Source organism: Streptomyces sp. WM6378 (assembly GCF_001279695.1).
Classification (GTDB): domain Bacteria; phylum Actinomycetota; class Actinomycetes; order Streptomycetales; family Streptomycetaceae; genus Streptomyces.
In genome coordinates, this window is record NZ_LGDD01000177.1 from 22,074 (window position 1) to 40,634 (window position 18,561).

Here is an 18,561-nt window from a genome sequence, read left to right on the forward strand (position 1 = left end):
TTCGGCGTGGAGCGACCGCATCGCGCATCCTCACCCTGTCGCTGCCACTGCCACCGCTGGCGGCAGGGTGGATGTCTCATCCCGGACGGACGGAACCCGACGCGTGACGGAGCCCCAGCCCACCTCGCACGAGAGCCGGCGCAAGGAACTCGCCCGGCCCACCGAGCAGCCCCTTCCCCACGCTCTTGAGGAGCAGGGGAGGTCCCATGCCGACACCCCGGACCCGGGCGGCCCGGCCCGGCGCACCCCGCTGGGCGCCCGCGCAGGCGACCGGACCGGCGGCGTGACCGCCTCCGTACCCGGCCAGCCCGAGCGCGGCAGCCGGGACACCGCGGCCGCCTCGGCCGTGCCCTCGGTCGGCGTGCCCGGGGTGCCCGGCGAAGGCGGATCGGGGGCCTCGGGTTCCGGCGACGGCGCCGCCGCGGTGGCCCGCCGCGAGGGCGACCGGCTGCGCTTCGTGGGCGCCGCGACCCGGCGGATCGCCCGCGGCATAGACCTCGACGAGATCGTGCTCGGCCTGTGCCGGGCCACCGTGCCGACCTTCTCCGACGCCATTCTGGTCCACCTGCGCGACCCGCTGCCGGTCGGCGACGAACGTCCGGCGACGCCGTTCGTGCTGCGCCTGCGCCGCACCGACCGGCTGCGTTTAGTCGACGAGGCGCTCAGCGAGAGCGCGGAGGCCGAGGGCCTCACCCTGCTCGGCCCCGGACCCGACCTGACCCCCGCATCCGAGCTGTGTGAGGTGCGCACCGGCGGCGAGCTGAACGAGGTCCTGCGCGGGGTGCGGCCGGTCTTCGCGGAGTCCCCCGCCGCCCGCGCGGCCCTCGCCGAGCTGCTCGGCCCCGACCGTACGGTGCCCGGCGGCCGACGGGCGATACTCGCGCCGCTCCGTGGCCGGCGGCGGGTGATCGGCGCCGCCGTCTTCGTGCGCGGACCCGAACGGCCCGCCTTCGAGGCCAACGACCTTCTGGTGGCCGCCCAGTTGGCGACGCACACCGCGCTCGGCATCGACAAGGCCGTCCTGTACGGCCGCGAGGCGTACATCGCCGACGAGCTCCAGCGCACCATGCTGCCCGACAGCCTCCCCCAGCCCACCGGCGTGCGGCTCGCCTCGCGCTACCTGCCGGCCGCCGAGACCGCCCGGGTCGGCGGCGACTGGTACGACGCGATCCCGCTGCCCGGCAGCCGGGTCGCCCTGGTCGTCGGCGACGTCATGGGCCACTCCATGACCTCCGCCGCGATCATGGGCCAGCTGCGCACCACCGCACAGACCCTGGCGGGCCTGGACCTGCCGCCCGCCGAGGTCCTGCACCACCTCGACGAGCAGGCCCAGCGGCTCGGCACCGACCGCATGGCGACCTGCCTGTACGCGGTGTACGACCCGGTCGCGCACCGCATCACCATCGCCAACGCCGGCCACCCGCCACCGGTCCTGCTCCACCTCGGCGGCCGCGCCGAGGTGCTCAGGGTGCCGCCGGGCGCCCCGATCGGCGTCGGCGGGGTCGACTTCGAGGCGGTCGAGCTGGACGCCCCGGCGGGCGCGACGCTGCTCCTGTACACCGACGGCCTGGTCGAGTCGCGCCTGCGCGACGTGTGGACCGGCATCGAGCAGCTGCGTGAACGCCTCGCCGCCACCGCCCAGTTGACCGGCCCCGACCACTCGCCGCCGCTCGAAGCGCTCTGCGACGACGTGCTCGACATGCTCGGCCCCGGGGACCGCGACGACGACATCGCGCTGCTCGCCGCCCGCTTCGACGGCATCGCGCCGAGCGATGTCGCGTACTGGTTCCTGGACCCGGAGGAGACCGCCCCCGGCCGGGCCCGGCGCCTGGCCCGCCGCGCCCTGGAGCGCTGGGGCCTGGAGGAGCTGACCGACTCGGTGGAGCTCCTGGTGAGCGAGGTCGTCACCAACGCCGTGCGCTACGCGGAGCGGCCGGTCACGCTGCGGCTGCTCAAGACGGACGTACTGCGCTGCGAGGTCGGCGACGACTCCCCGCAGCTGCCCCGGCAGCGCCGGGCGCGCGAGACCGACGAGGGCGGGCGCGGGCTCTTCCTGGTGAACCGCCTGGCCAGACGCTGGGGTGCGACCCGGCTCTCCGGCGGCAAGGTGGTCTGGTTCGAGCTGCCCACCCGGACCTGAACCGGTTCTGGAACGAGACGGCCCCCACTCCCGGTTTCCCGGGGTGGGGGCCGTCGGCCGTTGTCAGCCGTTGGGGTTGAGCGGGTCCACCGGTGGGCTCGCCCCACCCGTACCCGAAGGCGTCGGCGGTGTCGGCGGCTTCGGCTTGTGCGACGTCGTGTTGGACGGGGTGTCGCTCGGGGTCGGCGGGGTGTTGGACGGCGTGTTCGACGGGCCCTTGGACGACGGCTTGGACGGCGTGTTCGACGCAGGCTTGGACGGCGTGTTCGAGGGGGCCTTGGACGGGGTGTAGGCGGGCTCGATCGCCGCGCCCTGGTCGGTCTCCAAGTCGAACTTGTCGGTGCCGCCCTTGACCGCGTCGAAGGTGTACGCGGCCCAGATGCGGGCCGGGATGTTGCCACCGTTGATGCGGCCGTCCGTGCCGGCGCCGCCCGACATCGAGACCTGGCCGCCCTTGGGGACGGTCACGCTCTTGCCGTCGTCGCCCTTCACGGTCCGCGGCTCGGCGGCCTCGCCCCACAGCCCGACCGAGGTGACCAGGTCCGGGGTGTAGCCGGTGAACCAGGCCGACTTGTTGTCGTCGGAGGTACCGGTCTTGCCGGCGACCTGCTTGCTGCCCCGATTGTCGGCCTCGGCCACCGACTGCTGGGCCGTACCGTCGTCGACCACGCCGGTGAGCACCGAGGTGACGGAGTCCGCCGCTTCCTTGCTGATGACCTGGCTGCCGATCGGGTCCGGCTTCTCGTACTTGTGGTCCTTGTGCTCGGCCGACTTCACGATCGACGGCGTGACTTCCTTGCCGTGGTTGTCGAGCGTGGCGTACACGGCTGCCATCTGGAGGGGGCTGGCGCCGTAGGAGCCGAGCGTCATGGCGGGCACGGGGGCCTTGCCCTTGAGGGACGTCATGCCCATGGCCACGGCGGTGTCGCGCACCTTGTCGAGGTGCGCGTCGACGCCCATCTGCGCGAAGACGGAGTTGACCGACTTGTTCATCGCGACCTGGACGCTGATCGGGCCGTAGTCGACGTTGTCCTCGTTCGGCGGGTCGAAGGCGATGTCGCTGCCCTTGACCGGCCGCTTGCTGTCACCGTTGTAGATGGTGTTCGCCTTGATCTGCTTGCCGTCCTGCGTCTCGGCGCCCTGGTTGAAGGCGGCCGCGAGGATCACCGGCTTGAAGGTCGAGGCGGGCTGGTACGTGGGGTTGGTGGCGTTGCTGAGCTGGTGCTTCATGAAGTCCTGGCCGCCGTAGAGGGCGACCACCGAGCCGGTCTTCGGGTCCACCGAGGCCGCGCCGGCCTGGAGGTCCGCGTCGACCTTGCGCTTCTTCGGGTCGAGCTTGCTGGTCAGCTGCGCCTTGACCGCGTCTTCCAGGAGCTTCTGCTTGGCGGGGTCGATGTTGAGCGTGATGGTCCAGCCGCCGCGGGCCAGGACGGCGTCGCTCACCCCGTTGTTGGTCAGCTCCTTCTTGGCGGCATCGACCAGGTAGCCGGTCTGCCCCACCATGCCGGGGGCGACCTTGGCGTCATTGGGAGGCGTGAACTTCAGCTTCGCCCGGTCCTGCGGAGTCAGCCACTTCATGTCGACCATGTTGTCGAGGGCCTTGTTCCAGCGCCCCTGCACCAGCTGCTTGCCGACCGGGCCGGCCGTCTGCCAGTCGTACTGACTGGGGGCCTGGAGCAGCGCCGCGAGGTAGGTACCCTCCTCCAGCGTCAGCTTGGAGACGTCCTTGCCGTAGTACGCCTGCGCCGCCGCCTGGATGCCGTAGGCGCCCCGGCCGTAGTAGCTGGTGTTCATGTATCCGGCGAGGATGTCGCTCTTGGAGTAGCGCTGGTCCACCTTGAGGGAGATCACGATCTCCTTCAGCTTGCGGGTGACCGTCTGCTCCTGCGTCAGGTAGTTGTTCTTGACGTACTGCTGGGTGATCGTCGAGCCGCCCTGGGCGCCCTTGCCCATCAGGGTCTTGAGGATGCCGCGGGTGGTGCCCTTGAAGTCGACGCCCTTGTCGTCGTAGAAGGTCTTGTTCTCAAGGGCGACGAAGCTGTGCTGGATCGGGACCGGGACCTTGTCGAGCGAGACCGTCTCTCGGTTGACATCACCGGTGCGGGCGAGCACCTGGCCGTTGGAGAGCTTGTAGACGTTGCTCTCCAACTTGGCTTCGACGTTGTCGCTGGGGATCGGCACCATCAGGTAGATGACGTAGAACGCGCCCATCGCGAGGAGGCAGAGCCCGAAGAACGTGCCGAGCACCTTCTTCCAGGTGAAGAACCGGCGTATGCCCTTTTTCTTCACCTTCTGCTTGCCCCGGCGCGCCCCGCCCTGCCGGGCGCGCCGCTCTTCCGCTCGGCCCATAACCTCAGTCGCTCGCCTTCATATGACTCACCAGACTCGCCAGATCAGCTCAGAAAACTAACACCGCACCTATGGACAAAGCGGATTCGATCACGCCTTTTCCGTACGTGAGAATTAGCACCTGCCCCATGGGAACCGACGATTGAATCGTGCCAAGGGTTGCGAGAGTTCCTGATACTGCCCCGATTTGCCCGGTAATGACATGATCACGGAGTGCTATTCACCCCAGGTATACACGGTAGGTATACCTAGTGCGTATAGTGCTCTCCCATGAAGCGACGCCTCCACGACCTCGGCCTCGGTACCCGGTTCGCCCTCAGCGGCGGCCGTGAGGGCTGGGTGCGCACCCTGCTCACCGCGGTCGGCGTCGGCCTCGGCGTCGCCCTGCTCCTCGGCGCGGCATCGGTGCCACATCTCGTGGACGAGCGGGCGAACCGCATCCACGACCGGCAGCCGTTCTCGCCGGGCTCGGAAAGGAACGCCGGGAACCTGAGGGCCTCGCTCCTCTATACCACCGCCGACACCGAGTACCGCGACGACACCGTCGGCGGGAAGATGCTGCGCCCGGCCAACGCCGACCCCGTGCTGCCGCCCGGCCTGACCTCCATACCCGGGCCCGGCACCATGGCCGTCTCGCCCGCCCTGCGCGACCTGCTCGCCTCCCCCGCGGGTGAACTCCTGCGCCAGCGGCTCCCGTACGAGATCACCCAGACCATCGGCGACGCGGGCCTGGTCGAACCCTCGGAGCTCTACTTCTACGCGGGCAGCGCCACGCTCTCCGCAGACACCGGCGCCTCCTCGGCGGCCGGGTTCGGCAACATCGGCGACGAGCAGCCGCTCGATCCGATGCTGGTCGTCCTCGTCATCCTGATCTGCGTCGTCCTGCTCATGCCGGTCGCCATCTTCATCGCCACCGCCGTACGGTTCGGCAGCGAGCAGCGCGACCGGCGGCTCGCGGCACTGCGCCTGGTCGGCGCCGACGCCCGCACCACGCGCTGGATCGCGGGCGGCGAGGCCCTGGCCGGAGCCGTGCTCGGGCTCGCCGCCGGCTCCCTGCTCTTCCTCGCGGGCGCCGAAGTCCTGGGCCCGCTCAAGCTGTGGAGCTTCGGCTTCTTCCCCGGCGACCTCAGGCCCGTGCCCTGGCTCGCCCTGCTCGTCGCCGTCGCGGTGCCCGCCCTGGCGGTCGCGGTGACCCTGGCCGCGCTGCGCTCGGTGGTCATCGAGCCGCTCGGTGTCGTACGGGGCGGGCGCACCCGGCGCCGCAGGCTGTGGTGGCGCCTCGCGATGCCCGGCGTCGGTGTGGTGCTGCTCTTCCTGTCCCAGAACCCGGACGTGCAGTCGGCACCGGTACCGATGGTGCCCGGCATCGGGATCGTGCTGACGCAGGACATCACCCCCGTCTTCATCGCCACGGGCGCCACCCTCGTCCTCGCCGGGCTCATCGCGCTGCTTCCCTGGCTGGTCGAGGCAGTGGTGGGCCGGCTGCGCGGCGGCTCGCCGGCCTGGCAACTGGCCGTACGAAGGCTCCAGTTGAGCAGCGGCACGGCGGCGCGCGCGGTCAGCGGCATCACGGTGGCGGTCGCCGGTTCGGTCGCGCTCCAGATGTACTTCGTCGGCATCCACGACGACTTCAACAAGGTGACCGGCGCGGACGCGAGCCGCGCCCAGTACACCGTCCTCGCCGACTACCCGGACGCGAAGCTCGCCGAGCGGATGATCGCGTCCTTCCGGGAGACCCCCGGCGTGCAGAAGGTGATCGGCTCCGTCAGCAGCTACGTGAGGCTGGCGGGGCCGGTCACGTCCGAAGACATGCGGCCCGTCACCCAGCTCACCCTCGGCGACTGCGCGACGCTGGCCGAGCTGGCCCGCATCGACTCCTGCAAGGACGGCGACACCTTCGTGGTGCACCCCTCCGACGACGCCGAGCAGGCCGCGTGGGTGGACCGTACGGCGCGGCCGGGCAAGCCGGTCAACACCGCCGATTTCGGCGACCCGGAGCGGCTGTGGACGCTGCCCGCATCGGCGCGTACCGTCACCGCGCGGCCCGACCCCACGGGCGAGGAGCAGCACGGCATCTTCGTCACCCCGGGCGCGATCGACATCTCGCTGCTCGGTTCGGTGGCCCACACCTCCGCCATGCTCACCGTCGACCAGCGGGTGCCGGACGCCGCCGAGCACATCCGCAACACCGCGGCCGCGCTCTCCCCGCAGCTGCGCGTCAACACCGTGCGCACCATCGAGCGCGACCAGCAGTACGCCGGCATCCGGACCGGCCTCCAGGCCGCCTCCCTCGCCACGCTCGGTCTGATCGCGGCCAGCATGCTCGTCTCGCAGGTGGAGCAACTGCGCGAGCGCAGGCGCCTGTTGGCGGCCCTGGTCGCCTTCGGCACCCGGCGCGCGACGATGGCCGGCTCCGTCCTGTGGCAGACCGCGGTGCCCGTCGTCCTCGGGATCGGCCTCGCGGTGGCGGGCGGCCTCGCACTCGGCGCCCTGATGCTGCGGATCATCGGCAAGACCATCACCGACTGGTGGCTCTTCCTGCCGCTGGCCGGGGCGGGCGTCGTCGTGATCCTCGCGGTGACCCTGCTGAGCCTGCCGGCCCTGTGGCGCCTGATGCGCCCCGACGGCCTGCGCACCGAATGACTTTTCCGTAACTCCCTAACTCCCCTATCGCTTGCGGCAGTTGAGAAGAAAGGAACACCCCATGTCCATCGGCCACACCCTCCTCGGGCTCCTTGAGTCGGGCCCACGCCATGGGTACGACCTGAAGCGCGCCTTCGACGAGAAGTTCGGGCACGACCGTCCGCTGCACTACGGGCAGGTCTACTCGACGATGTCCCGGCTCCTGAAGAACGGCCTCGTCGAGGTCGACGGCGTGGAGGCGGGCGGCGGTCCCGAGCGGAAGCGGTACGCCATCACCGAGGCCGGCGTCACCGACGTCGAGACGTGGATCCGCCAGCCGGAGAAGCCCGAGCCCTATCTCCAGTCGACCCTCTACACCAAGGTCGTGCTCGCCCTCCTCACCGGCCGCGACGCGGCCGACGTCCTGGACACCCAGCGCGCCGAACACCTGCGCCTGATGCGCGTGCTCACCGACCGCAAGCGGCGCGGCGACCTCACCGACCAGCTGATCTGCGACCACGCCCTGTTCCACCTGGAGGCCGATCTGCGCTGGCTCGAACTGACCGCAGCCCGCCTCGTCCAGCTCGCCACGGAGGTACGCAAATGACGCCCGCCGGATCCCTTCTCGTCGCCCAGGACCTGCACAAGGCCTACGGCCCGACGCCGGCCCTGGACGGTGCCGAGTTCTCCATCCACCCCGGCGAGGTCGTCGCGGTGATGGGCCCCTCCGGCTCCGGCAAGTCGACGCTGCTGCACTGCCTCGCCGGGATCGTCACGCCGGACTCCGGCAAGATCCTCTACGCCGGCCGTGAGCTGTCCGCGATGTCGGACGCCGAACGCAGCGCGCTGCGCCGCACCGAGTTCGGCTTCGTCTTCCAATTCGGCCAGCTGGTGCCGGAGTTGACCTGCGTCGAGAACGTCGCCCTGCCGCTGCGCCTGACCGGCGTCAAGCGCAAGGAGGCCGAGCGCAGGTCGCTTGAGTGGATGGAGCGCCTGGAGGTCGCCGACCTCGGGCACAAGCGCCCCGGCGAGGTCTCCGGCGGTCAGGGCCAGCGGGTGGCCGTGGCCCGCTCGCTCGTGACCCAGCCCCGCGTCGTCTTCGCCGACGAGCCGACCGGCGCGCTCGACTCGCTCAACGGCGAGCGCGTCATGCAGCTCCTGACCGAGGCGGCCCGCTCCACCAACGCCGCCGTCGTCCTGGTCACCCACGAGGCCCGGGTCGCCGCCTACTCCGACCGCGAGATCGTCGTACGCGACGGAAAGTCCCGCGACATGATGCTGGAGCACTCCGTATGAGCCTGCTCCGCGACCTCGCCCTCGGCGCCCGGTTCGCCCTGTCGGGAGGCCGCGAGGGCTGGACGCGCACGCTGCTCACCGCGGTCGGCGTCGGCCTCGGCGTCGCCCTGCTGCTCGGCACCACCGCGCTGCCGGGCGCGCTGAACGCCCGCAACGCCCGCGACAACGCCCGCAACGACTACGGGGCCTCCGTCGACAGCGGCCCCGCGGCGGACACGCTGCTGATCGGGCGCGCGGAATCGCAGTACAAGGGCGCCGACGTACGCGGCCGGCTCATCCAGGCCGAGGGCGCCAAGGCGCCGCTGCCGCCGGGCGTCTCCGAGCTCCCGGCCCCCGGCACCATGGCCGCCTCGCCCGCCCTGCGCGACCTGCTCACCTCGCCCGAGGGCAAGCTGCTGCGCGAGCGCATCCCGTACCGGATCAGCGCGACCATCGCCGACCAGGGCCTGATGGGCCCGCACGAACTCGCCTTCTACGCGGGCAGCGACACCCTCAAGCAGCGCAAGGACGCGGTGGGCGACTCCAGCGAAGTGCTGCGCGTCAACGGGTTCGTCGACCGGCAGAAGGAAAGGATCGACCCGGTCCTCGCGCTGCTCATCGTGATCATCTTCGTGGTCCTTCTCATGCCGGTCGGCGTGTTCATCGCGGCCGCCGTACGCTTCGGCGGCGACCGGCGCGACCGGCGGCTCGCGGCGCTGCGCCTGGCGGGCGCCGACCGCCGGATGACCCGGTGGATCGCGGCCGGCGAGGCGCTGGCCGGAGCCGTGGTCGGCGTCGTGGTCGGCTCGCTGTTCTTCGTGATCGGCCGCCAGTACGTGGGCGAGGTGTCGATCGCGGGGCTGAACGTCTTCCCGTCCGACATCGACCCGAGCCCGCTGCTCGCGGTGGGCGTGGCGGTCGCGGTGCCCGCGTCCGCGGTCGCGGTGACCCTGTTCGCGATGCGCTCGGTGGTCGTCGAGCCCCTCGGCGTGGTGCGCACCTCGATGCCGCGCAGGCGGCGCATGTGGTGGCGGGTGCTTCCGCCGCTCGCCGGACTCGGCCTGCTCGTCCCGCTGATGGGCCGCGGCCGGGACAGCGGGACCTTCAACCAGGTCCAGGTGATCGGCGGCACCGTCCTGCTGCTCGTCGGCGTCACCGCGCTGCTTCCCTGGCTGGTGGAGGCGGTCGTACGCAGGCTCGGCGGCGGCTCGATCGGCTGGCAACTGGCCGTCCGCAGGCTCCAGTTGACGTCGGGCTCGGCCGCCCGGATGGTCAACGGCATCGCGGTCGCGGTGGCCGGCGCGATCGCTCTGCAGATGCTCTTCGGCGCCGTCGAGGGCGACTACGTCAAGTCGAGCGGCGAGGACACCAGCCGCGCCCAGCTGATCGTCCCGGTCGACAACGCCGACCCCGGCCGGCAGGCCCGCGAGATCCAGACCCTGAAGAGCACCGAGGGCGTGACCCACACGGTGGTCCTCGGTTCACTGGACGGCGGCGACAAGCCCAAGGAACCGGAGCACTACATCCCGGTCACCGTCGGCACCTGCGCGGACCTGAGCGAGGTCGCCACCCTGCCCAGCTGCAAGGACGGCGACACCTTCACCGCGACCGGCGGCGACTACGCCCACGAGGACACCGTGAAGCCGGGCAGCACGCTCTACCTGGACCCGACCAACGGCGGCTCCAGGACCAAGGGCGCGGAGGTCGCCTGGACGGCCCCGACGAGCATGCGGAACGCCCCGTCCCGACCCGACCCGCAGGGCATGCGCCGCGGCGGCCTCCTGGTCACCCCGGGCGCCCTCGCGCACACGGCGAAGGTCCCCATGCGCTCCACGGTGTTCGTCTCGACGGCTCCGGGTGACTCCCTCGCCAAGGAGCGGGTCCTGAACGCGGCCGCCGAAGCCGACCCGCTCACCCTGGCGCGCGCGCTGAACGACACCCAGACGTCGGGCCGGTTCGCCGGGGTCCGCAAGGGCCTCTACATCGGGGCCGCGGCGGTGCTGATGCTGATCGGCGCGAGCCTGCTCGTCTCGATGCTGGAGCAGCTGCGCGAGCGCAAGAAGCTGCTGTCCGCCCTGGTCGCGTTCGGCACCCGGCGCTCCACGCTGAGCTGGTCGGTCCTGTGGCAGACCGCGGTGCCGGTGGCGCTCGGTCTCGCGCTGGCGGCGGCGGTGGGCCTCGGCCTCGGCTCGGTCCTGCTGCGGATGGTGGGCCGCTCGGTGACCGTCGACTGGGTCCCGGCGGTGTCGATGGTCGGCATCGGCGCGGGCGTGGTCCTGCTCGTCACGGCGCTGTCCCTGCCGCCGCTGTGGCGGCTGATGCGCCCGGACGGCCTGCGCACGGAGTAGCCCACGCCTGAACTCCCCCTGGGTCAGGGGGAGTTCAGGCGCATCACCTCACTTCGACACCCGCACCGGAAGATCGCGCAACGCCCCGCGCAGGGCAGCCGCGAACTCCTCGAACTCGCCCTGGCGAGCGGCACCCGTCCGCATCGCCAGGGCGATCGTGCGCGAGGGGGCCGGTTCCGCGAAGTACCCGGTGACCAGGCGGTCGTTGCGCCCCGTCTCGATCTCCACGGCGGTACGCGGCAGAAGGGTCACCCCGAGCCCGCCCGCCACCAACTGCACCAGGGTGGAGAGACCCGCCGCGGTCGTCGTGACCGGCGCCCCCTCGGTGCGCCCGGCCTCCCGGCAGATGTCGAGCGCCTGGTCGCGCAGACAGTGCCCCTCGTCGAGGAGCAGCAGGTGCAGTTCCCGCAGCGCCTCGCGGGGGATGCCGCTGCGGCCGCCGAGCCAGTGGTCCCGCGGGGTCACAAGCACGAAGTCCTCGTCGAACAAGGGGAGTTCACTGACCCCGGGCACCCCGAGCGGCACCGCGAGCAGCAGCAGGTCGAGCCGTCCGGCCCCGAGCCCTTCGAGCAGCGAGGAGGTCTGCTCCTCGTGGACCTGGAGGTCGAGCTCCGGGTAGCGCTCGTGGACGAGCCGCAGCACGGCGGGCAGCAGATAGGGCGCGACGGTCGGGATGACGCCGAGCCGGAGCACCCCGGTGAACGGCGCCCGTACCGCCTCGGCCTCCTCCATCAGCTCGCCCACCGCGTCGAGCACCGCCTTGGCCCGCACCGCGAGCCGCTCCCCCGCCGGAGAGAGCAGCACCTTGCGGGTCGTACGCTCCAGGAGCTGCACGCCGAGCGCCTCCTCAAGCGCCGAGACCGCCCCGGACAGGGCGGGCTGGCTCATGCCGATCGCGGCCGCGGCGTCGCGGAAGTGCAGATGCTCCGCGACCGCCGCGAACGCGCGCAGCTGCGCCAGGCTGGGCTGCTTGCCCCGATTGCTCATGCCCCTATTACTTGCGGCCACTGATAGGCACCTCCGATCACGCTGACCCAGTCTAGCTATTTCACTGATCAATGCTCCCTGTGCCAGGATCGGTAATCCGTCCAACCCCGCAGGAAGATTCCCGAATCCGCTCGATCCGGACTTCCTCGTTCGCAAGGAGAGCGCGTGCTCACTGTTGGTGACCAGTTCCCCACGTACGACCTGACTGCCTGTGTGTCGCTGGAGAGCGGCAAGGAGTTCCAGCAGATCGACCACAAGACCTACGAGGGCAAGTGGCGTGTGGTCTTCGCGTGGCCCAAGGACTTCACCTTCGTCTGCCCGACCGAGATCGCCGCGTTCGGCAAGCTGAACGACGAGTTCGCCGACCGTGACGCCCAGGTCCTCGGCTTCTCCGGTGACTCCGAGTTCGTGCACCACGCCTGGCGCAAGGACCACCCGGACCTGACCGACCTGCCGTTCCCGATGCTGGCCGACTCGAAGCACGAGCTCATGCGTGACCTCGGCATCGAGGGCGAGGACGGCTTCGCGCAGCGCGCCGTCTTCATCGTCGACCCGAACAATGAGATCCAGTTCACGATGGTGACCGCCGGTTCCGTGGGCCGTAACCCCAAGGAGGTCCTGCGGGTCCTCGACGCCCTGCAGACCGACGAGCTGTGCCCGTGCAACTGGACCAAGGGCGAGAACACCCTGGACCCGGTCGCGCTGCTGGCCGGTGAGTAACCCATGTCCCTGGACGCGCTGAAGTCCGCCGTACCGGACTACGCCAAGGACCTGAAGCTGAACCTCGGTTCGGTCATCGGCAACTCCGACCTTCCCGCCCAGCAGCTGTGGGGCACGGTGCTCGCCACCGCCATAGCCTCGCGCAGCCCGATCGTGCTGCGTGAGCTGGAGCCGGAGGCGAAGGCCAACCTGTCGCCCGAGGCGTACACGGCCGCCAAGTCGGCCGCGGCCGTCATGGCGATGAACAACGTCTTCTACCGCACCCGCCACCTGCTCTCCGACCCGGAGTACGGCACGCTGCGGGCCGGTCTGCGGATGAACGTCATCGGCAACCCGGGCGTGGAGAAGGTCGACTTCGAGCTGTGGTCGCTCGCCGTCTCCGCGGTGAACGGCTGCGGCCAGTGCCTCGACTCGCACGAGCAGGTGCTGCGCAAGGCCGGTGTCGACCGCGAGACGATCCAGGAGGCCTTCAAGATCGCCGCGGTGATCACGGCCGTGGGCGTCACGCTGGACTCCGAGGCCGCGCTGGCCCAGTAGTCCGCGCACGTACGTAGAAGGGCCCCGCCGGTGTCGTACCGGCGGGGCCCTTCCGCATGCGTACGGGACCGGGCTACTCGCGGTCGGCGGCAGGCACGGCGGGCACGGGCTCCGCGGTCTGGGCCTCCTCGACCGCGACGGCGCTGCGCAGCGCGTTCTCGCGGGCGTACGCCCGCAGATATCCGACCACCGTGTTGGTGACCGCGACCAGCGGGACGGCGACGACGGCGCCGCCGATGCCGGCGACCATGCCGCCGGCGGCCACCGAGAGCACCACCGCGAGCGGGTGCACCCGCACCGCGCGGCCCAGGATGAACGGCTGCAGGACGTGCCCCTCGATCTGCTGCACCGCGAGGACCACGACGAGGACCATCAGGGCGTTGAACACCCCGTCGGTGACGAGCGCGACCACGACCGCGAGCGCGCCCGAGATGACCGCGCCGACCAGTGGGATGAAGGCGAACAGGAAGATGAACACGGCGAGCGGCACCGCCATGGGCACGCCGAGGAAGTAGATGCCGACGCCGATGCAGATCGCGTCGATCAGAGCCACTATCACCGTGCCGCGCACGTACGCGGTGAGCGTGCGCCAGGCCTGCGGGCCCGCCCCCGCGACGCCCGGACGGGCCGCGGCCGGTACGAGTTTGAGGACCCACTGCCAGATCTTCGGGCCGTCGTACAGCAGGAACAGCGTCGAGAACATCGCGAGCAGAATGCCGGTGAGTACCTCGACGAGGACGGTCACGCCCTGGAGCCCGGCCGAGGTGATCTCGTTGGTGTTGGCCCCGATGGTGTCGCTGAGGTTCTTGGCGATCTGGTTGATCTGGTCCTCGGTGACGTGGAACGGGCTGTTCAGCGCCCAGCGCTTGAGCTCCTCGATGCCGTCGCGCACCTTGTTGGACAGGTCGTCGAGGTTGTCCATGACCTGCCACACCACGAACCAGCCGACGAGCCCCATGATCACGAACCCGGAGATCGCGGTGACCGCGGTCGCGACCCCGCGCGGCAGCCCCATCCTCTTGAGCCGGGCCACGGTGGGCTGGAGCAGCGCGGTGATCAGGAGGGCCGCGACGAACGCGAGCACCACGAGCGCGATCGCGCTGATGACCTGCGTCAGTACGTAGAGGGTCCCGGCCAGGACGAGCAGCCGCCAGCCGACCTCGGCGGCGACCCGCATGCTCCACGGCACGGCGAGCACCGGATCGGGCCGGGCGGCGACGGCGGGCGCGTACGAGGGCGGCGGCGGTACGTGTTCGGGGGCGTGGTCGCCCGAAGGCGCCACCGGTTCCGGCGACTTCGCCTCGGCCGCCGCCGGCCCGGGCCGTGCGGGGGGCTCGGCCACGGGAGGGGCCAGCGCGGGACCGACGACCACCGGACCGGTCTCGGGCTCGGCCTCCGCCTCGGCCCGGCGCTCGTCCAGGCGCTCTCCCATCCGGGTCAGTCCGGCACCTAGCCGTCCGAGCAAACCGGGCACTCTCGACATGATCCCGCCGTTTCCCTTTTCCCCGCCGCTGAGTCTCCCCACCGCTTCCCCCGCCCCGTCCGGACCTGACCGTACACGGGCGAAGCCCCGCACCGAAGGACGGTGCGGGGCTCCGAAAGGTTGAGCGGCTCCGGCCGGTTTTCTTACCCGGCCGAGGGCCGACCTCTGCCTAGTACCAGCTGTGGGCCTGCCAGAACGACCAGGCGCCGCAGGGGCTGCCGTAGCGGTCGTTCATGTAGCCGAGGCCCCACTTTATCTGCGTGGCCGGGTTGGTCTGCCAGTCGTCACCGGCGGAGGCCATCTTGTTGCCGGGCAGCGCCTGGACGAGGCCGTAGGCACCGGAACCGCTGTTGGTGGCCTGGAAGTTCCAGCTCGACTCGTTGTTCACGATGTGGCTGAAGCACTGGAACTGGCCCGCGGGGACGATCTGACGGGCTATCGCCTGTACTTCGTCTATCGAGTACGAGCTCTTGACCGCGAAGTCCGTCCGGGCGGCCGAGCGGCTGGCTGCCTGGGTCTCCAGGTCGCGGGCCTTGGCGTCCTTGTCGGCCTTGTCCTTGTCGGCCGCGTCCTTCTTGGCCTTGGCGTCCTCGGCGGCCTGCACGCGCGCGGCTTCCTCGGCGGACTTCTTCGCCGTGGCACTGGCCTGCGCGGACTGGGCGTCCGCCTGCTGCGTCAGGGACGCGGTCTGCACCTGGGCCTGCTGGCCGGCGGGGATGTCCGCGAGAAGCGTCGTATCGGCTGCGGTGGCCTCGAAGTTGTCGTTCGAAGCGGCAGCGGGGCTTCCTGCGGCAACGCCGACCACGGCGCCAACGGTGGTGACCGCAGTGGCAGACGCCACCGCGAATCCCCGGACCGAGATCCGGCTCACACGGTTTCCTTCCAGCAGCGTCCGCACGGGTGACCTCGCGGACGCAATCGTGCCCCTGGCTCTCTCCTCCCAACTACTGGGCCACGGGAGGAACTGACCCGATGGGCAACTCCCTTGCGGGAAGTGCCGCGTGATGCGCGGGCGGCATACGGCTCAGCTATTGAGTTGCGTGGGTACCGGGGTACCCGGGATACAGGGGTGCCGTATGCGGGGCCTGACGGATGCAAGACTCTGCCGGAAGCCGATGCCGCGAGGCAATTCTCCGTTGCGTGTGAAACCTCACACCTCGTTCGCCCCAGTAGTTTTTATCAATCCCGCCCACAAGAAGGCGCCGCCCGGCTAAGCTGCTGCGCTCGCCGGACGGCGCCAACTGGTGCGTACTGCCTCAGATAGAGACGTCCTCCAGCATTTCGGTCACCAGGGCGGCGATCTGCGAACGCTCGGACCGGGTGAGGGTGACATGCGCGAACAGCGGGTGCCCCTTGAGCTTCTCGACGACCGCCACGACACCGTCGTACCGGCCGACCCTCAAGTTGTCGCGCTGGGCCACGTCATGAGTGAGCACCACCCTCGAATTGGCCCCGATGCGGGACAGAACGGTCAGCAGGACGTTCCGTTCCAGGGACTGCGCCTCGTCCACGATCACGAAGGCGTCGTGCAGCGAGCGCCCGCGGATGTGGGTGAGCGGCAGGACTTCGAGCATCCCGCGCGAGGTGACCTCCTCGATGACCTCACGGCTCGTCACCGCGGACAGCGTGTCGAAGACGGCCTGGGCCCAGGGGCCCATCTTCTCGGCCTCGGACCCCGGCAGATAACCGAGCTCCTGCCCGCCGACCGCGTACAGCGGCCGGAAGACCATCACCTTCTTGTGCTGCCTGCGCTCCAGGACGGCTTCGAGGCCGGCGCAGAGCGCGAGCGCCGACTTGCCCGTACCGGCCCGGCCTCCCATCGAGATGATCCCGACCTCGGGGTCGAGCAGCAGGTCGAGCGCGATCCGCTGCTCGGCGCTGCGGCCGTGGATGCCGAACGCCTCTCTGTCGCCCCGGACCAGCTTGACGTTCCCGTCCGGCAGGACCCGCCCGAGCGCCTTGCCGCGCTCGGAGAGCAGCACGAGCCCGGTGTGGACGGGAAGCGCGGCGGCCTCCGGGACGTAGAGCGTCTCCTCCTCGAAGAGCAGGTCCACCTGCTCGCCGCTCAGCGGCAGTTCGGCCATTCCGGTCCAGCCGGAGTCGGTGATGGCCAGCTCGGCGCGGTACTCCTCGGCGAGCAGGCCGACCGACGACGCCTTGATCCGCAGCGGCAGGTCCTTCGACACGACGGTGACGTCGTATCCCTCCGCCTGGAGATTGCGGGCGACGGCGAGGATCCGGGAGTCGTTGTCCCCCAACCTGTAGCCGGCGGGCAGTACGCCGGGATCGGAATGGTTCAGCTCGACACGGAGGGTGCCGCCGAGCTCCCCCAACGGGATGGGGGCGTCGAGACGTCCGTACCGGACCCGGAAGTCGTCGAGCAGGCGCAGCGCCTGCCGGGCGAAGTAACCGAGCTCGGGATGGTGCCTCTTGGCCTCCAGCTCCGTGACCACGACGATGGGGAGCACCACTTCGTGCTCCTCGAACCGGGTCATCGCGTTGGGGTCGGCCAGCAGGACGCTGGTGTCGAGGACATAGGTGCGCCGGTCGGGCATGCGGCGCTTTGTGCTGGTCACCACGGAAGGACGTACCCCCTCGTAAGAGGCGCATGAGAACGGGGTGCGACGGCGTCGCGGAAACTGGGACCGGGCTTCGACCGCGCTGCGCGGGCCGAGCTCCGGCCCTCCACGTCGCCCGCGCGCGGTGCGCGGTCGTCCTGGTGCAATGGGCCTCCCGGGCGAGCGGCGCTGATGCCGCTCACTGAGATACGGCGTCCGTGGACCGGACGTCGACCTGGTGGGGTTATGCCCTCGAACACGCGAAGCCATGCCCCGTCATATGCCCAGAGTTCCCACTGGGGCTCCGCCCCAGACCCCAATGGCCCCACCCCGCCCCTTCCCTAGACCCTCCGGGGGTGGTTGGGCTGAGCTGCTCGTCCTGGGGCTCCGCCCCAGACCCCGTATCGCGCCTTAAGGGCGCTCGTCCTCAAACGCCGGACGGGTTGGGAGTGCCCAGTACTGGCCAGCACCAGTACTGCCAGGGGCGCGGGGAACTGCGCGACCAGCCACCGACAGCCCGCAGCGGACCAACGACACGTTCAGCCCGTCATGGAGGTCCCCCCCCCGGCCCTTAAGGCCTTGGGGGAGATTGAGGACGCTCGCCGCAGGCGTAGGAGACGGGCAGCAAAAAGCCGGACGGGAGCAGAGCCGAGCCCGTCCGGCGATTGAGGACAAAAAGAGGGGGGGTAAAAGCGGGGCCCCGCCCTCAGGTGCCGTACCTCCGGTGCCGCGCAGCGTAGTCGCGCAGGGCTCGGAGGAAGTCGACCTTGCGGAAGGCCGGCCAGAACACTTCGCAGAAGTAGTACTCGGAGTGCGCGGACTGCCAGAGCATGAAGCCGGACAGGCGCTGCTCGCCGCTGGTGCGGATGACGAGGTCGGGGTCGGGCTGCCCCCGCGTGTACAGGTGCTCCGAGATGTGCTCGACGTCGACGATCTCGGCGAGCTCCTCGAAGGACGTGCCCTTCGCCGCGTGCTCCAGGAGGAGCGACCGCACCGCGTCCGCGATCTCCTGGCGTCCGCCGTAGCCCACGGCGACGTTGACGAGTATCCCGTCGATGTCGTGCGTGGCCTGCTCGGCCTCCTTGAGCACGGACTGCGTGTGCCCGGGCAGCAGGTCCGCGTTGCCCACGTGGTGCACGCGCCAGCGCCCGTCCGCCGCCAAGTCCCGTACCGCGTCCTCGATGATGCCGAGCAGCGGGATCAACTGGTCCTCGGGGCGGTCCAGGTTGTCGGTGGAGAGCAGCCAGAGGGTGACGACCTCGACGTCCGTCTCGGCACACCAGCCGAGCAGTTCCTGAATCTTGCTGGCACCGGCCTGGTGGCCCTGCTCGGGGCTGCGGGCCGAGGCCTTGGCCCAGCGCCGGTTGCCGTCCAGGATGACGCCGATGTGCTTGGGCACCTGGTCGTGGTCGAGGCGGCCTTCCACCCGGCGCGCATAGAGCCTGTACACCAGGTCGCGCAAACTCACCGATTCCACCCTCTCGTTGCCTTCCGGGGGCCCGCCGCCGCCCCGCACACCGGCCGCCCCAGGGAAAGCACAGT

General features: G+C 70.6%; 13 protein-coding genes. 7 read left to right on the forward strand and 6 right to left on the reverse strand.

Annotated elements, in window-relative coordinates; translation table 11 throughout:
* Positions 1-103 precede the first annotated feature (103 nt).
* Positions 104-2,140, forward strand: a complete 2,037-nt coding sequence (locus tag ADK54_RS15835) for an ATP-binding SpoIIE family protein phosphatase (RefSeq protein WP_053726276.1) — start codon at positions 104-106, stop codon at positions 2,138-2,140.
* A gap of 63 nt (positions 2,141-2,203) precedes the next feature.
* Here ADK54_RS15835 and ADK54_RS15840 read toward each other — a convergent pair whose 3' ends face one another.
* A complete protein-coding gene (locus ADK54_RS15840) occupies positions 2,204-4,489 on the reverse strand; it encodes a transglycosylase domain-containing protein (RefSeq protein WP_053726277.1) in 2,286 nt (761 codons plus the stop codon).
* 270 nt (positions 4,490-4,759) lie between these two features.
* On the opposite strand from ADK54_RS15840, the gene ADK54_RS15845 reads away from it, so the two are divergent.
* The 4 genes from ADK54_RS15845 (at position 4,760) to ADK54_RS15860 (ending at position 10,734) form a co-directional block, all read left to right on the forward strand.
* Positions 4,760-7,132 carry an FtsX-like permease family protein gene (locus ADK54_RS15845; RefSeq protein WP_053726278.1) on the forward strand — a complete coding sequence of 791 codons (2,373 nt, stop codon included), beginning with the start codon at positions 4,760-4,762 and terminating at the stop codon, positions 7,130-7,132.
* A gap of 61 nt (positions 7,133-7,193) precedes the next feature.
* Positions 7,194-7,718: a PadR family transcriptional regulator gene (locus ADK54_RS15850; RefSeq protein ID WP_053726279.1), complete on the forward strand. Its 525-nt coding sequence runs from the start codon at positions 7,194-7,196 to the stop codon at positions 7,716-7,718.
* Positions 7,715-8,407, forward strand: a complete 693-nt coding sequence (locus ADK54_RS15855; protein ID WP_053726280.1) for an ABC transporter ATP-binding protein — start codon at positions 7,715-7,717, stop codon at positions 8,405-8,407. The genes ADK54_RS15850 and ADK54_RS15855 overlap by 4 nt, the downstream gene beginning before the upstream one ends.
* Positions 8,404-10,734, forward strand: a complete 2,331-nt coding sequence (locus ADK54_RS15860) for an FtsX-like permease family protein (RefSeq protein ID WP_053726281.1) — start codon at positions 8,404-8,406, stop codon at positions 10,732-10,734. Before ADK54_RS15855 ends, ADK54_RS15860 begins: the two co-directional genes overlap by 4 nt.
* Positions 10,735-10,782: 48 nt before the next feature.
* On the opposite strand, the gene ADK54_RS15865 is transcribed toward ADK54_RS15860, so the two are convergent.
* Positions 10,783-11,721, reverse strand: coding sequence for a hydrogen peroxide-inducible genes activator (locus ADK54_RS15865; RefSeq protein WP_053726282.1), 939 nt, complete (start codon positions 11,719-11,721; stop codon positions 10,783-10,785).
* A 165-nt stretch (positions 11,722-11,886) separates the two neighbouring features.
* Here ADK54_RS15865 and ADK54_RS15870 point away from each other — a divergent pair, with 165 nt between their 5' ends.
* Both ADK54_RS15870 and ADK54_RS15875 read left to right on the forward strand, forming a co-directional pair.
* Positions 11,887-12,441, forward strand: a complete 555-nt coding sequence (locus ADK54_RS15870) for a peroxiredoxin (protein WP_053726283.1) — start codon at positions 11,887-11,889, stop codon at positions 12,439-12,441.
* A gap of 3 nt (positions 12,442-12,444) precedes the next feature.
* Complete coding sequence (locus ADK54_RS15875) at positions 12,445-12,978, forward strand: alkyl hydroperoxide reductase (protein ID WP_053726284.1); 534 nt, start codon at positions 12,445-12,447, stop codon at positions 12,976-12,978.
* A gap of 73 nt (positions 12,979-13,051) precedes the next feature.
* Here ADK54_RS15875 and ADK54_RS15880 read toward each other — a convergent pair whose 3' ends face one another.
* From ADK54_RS15880 to ADK54_RS15895, 4 genes are all read right to left on the reverse strand, one after another.
* Positions 13,052-14,461, reverse strand: coding sequence for an AI-2E family transporter (locus ADK54_RS15880; RefSeq protein ID WP_053726285.1), 1,410 nt, complete (start codon positions 14,459-14,461; stop codon positions 13,052-13,054).
* Between the two features lie 169 nt (positions 14,462-14,630).
* Positions 14,631-15,332, reverse strand: a complete 702-nt coding sequence (locus tag ADK54_RS15885) for a transglycosylase SLT domain-containing protein (RefSeq protein ID WP_053726286.1) — start codon at positions 15,330-15,332, stop codon at positions 14,631-14,633.
* Between the two features lie 385 nt (positions 15,333-15,717).
* Positions 15,718-17,040, reverse strand: coding sequence for a PhoH family protein (locus ADK54_RS15890; protein ID WP_053726287.1), 1,323 nt, complete (start codon positions 17,038-17,040; stop codon positions 15,718-15,720).
* A gap of 685 nt (positions 17,041-17,725) precedes the next feature.
* Positions 17,726-18,487, reverse strand: coding sequence for an isoprenyl transferase (locus ADK54_RS15895; protein WP_053726342.1), 762 nt, complete (start codon positions 18,485-18,487; stop codon positions 17,726-17,728).
* Positions 18,488-18,561: the final 74 nt, after the last annotated feature.

Excerpts from the sequence above, each read along its gene's own strand:
- ADK54_RS15840 (WP_053726277.1), bottom strand. The coding sequence starts at position 4,489 with ATGGGCCGAGCGGAAGAGCGGCGCGCCCGGCAGGGCGGGGCGCGCCGG.
- ADK54_RS15845 (WP_053726278.1), top strand. The coding sequence starts at position 4,760 with ATGAAGCGACGCCTCCACGACCTCGGCCTCGGTACCCGGTTCGCCCTC.
- ADK54_RS15850 (WP_053726279.1), top strand. The coding sequence starts at position 7,194 with ATGTCCATCGGCCACACCCTCCTCGGGCTCCTTGAGTCGGGCCCACGC.
- ADK54_RS15855 (WP_053726280.1), top strand. The coding sequence starts at position 7,715 with ATGACGCCCGCCGGATCCCTTCTCGTCGCCCAGGACCTGCACAAGGCC.
- ADK54_RS15860 (WP_053726281.1), top strand. The coding sequence starts at position 8,404 with ATGAGCCTGCTCCGCGACCTCGCCCTCGGCGCCCGGTTCGCCCTGTCG.
- ADK54_RS15865 (WP_053726282.1), bottom strand. The coding sequence starts at position 11,721 with ATGAGCAATCGGGGCAAGCAGCCCAGCCTGGCGCAGCTGCGCGCGTTC.
- ADK54_RS15875 (WP_053726284.1), top strand. The coding sequence starts at position 12,445 with ATGTCCCTGGACGCGCTGAAGTCCGCCGTACCGGACTACGCCAAGGAC.
- ADK54_RS15880 (WP_053726285.1), bottom strand. The coding sequence starts at position 14,461 with ATGTCGAGAGTGCCCGGTTTGCTCGGACGGCTAGGTGCCGGACTGACC.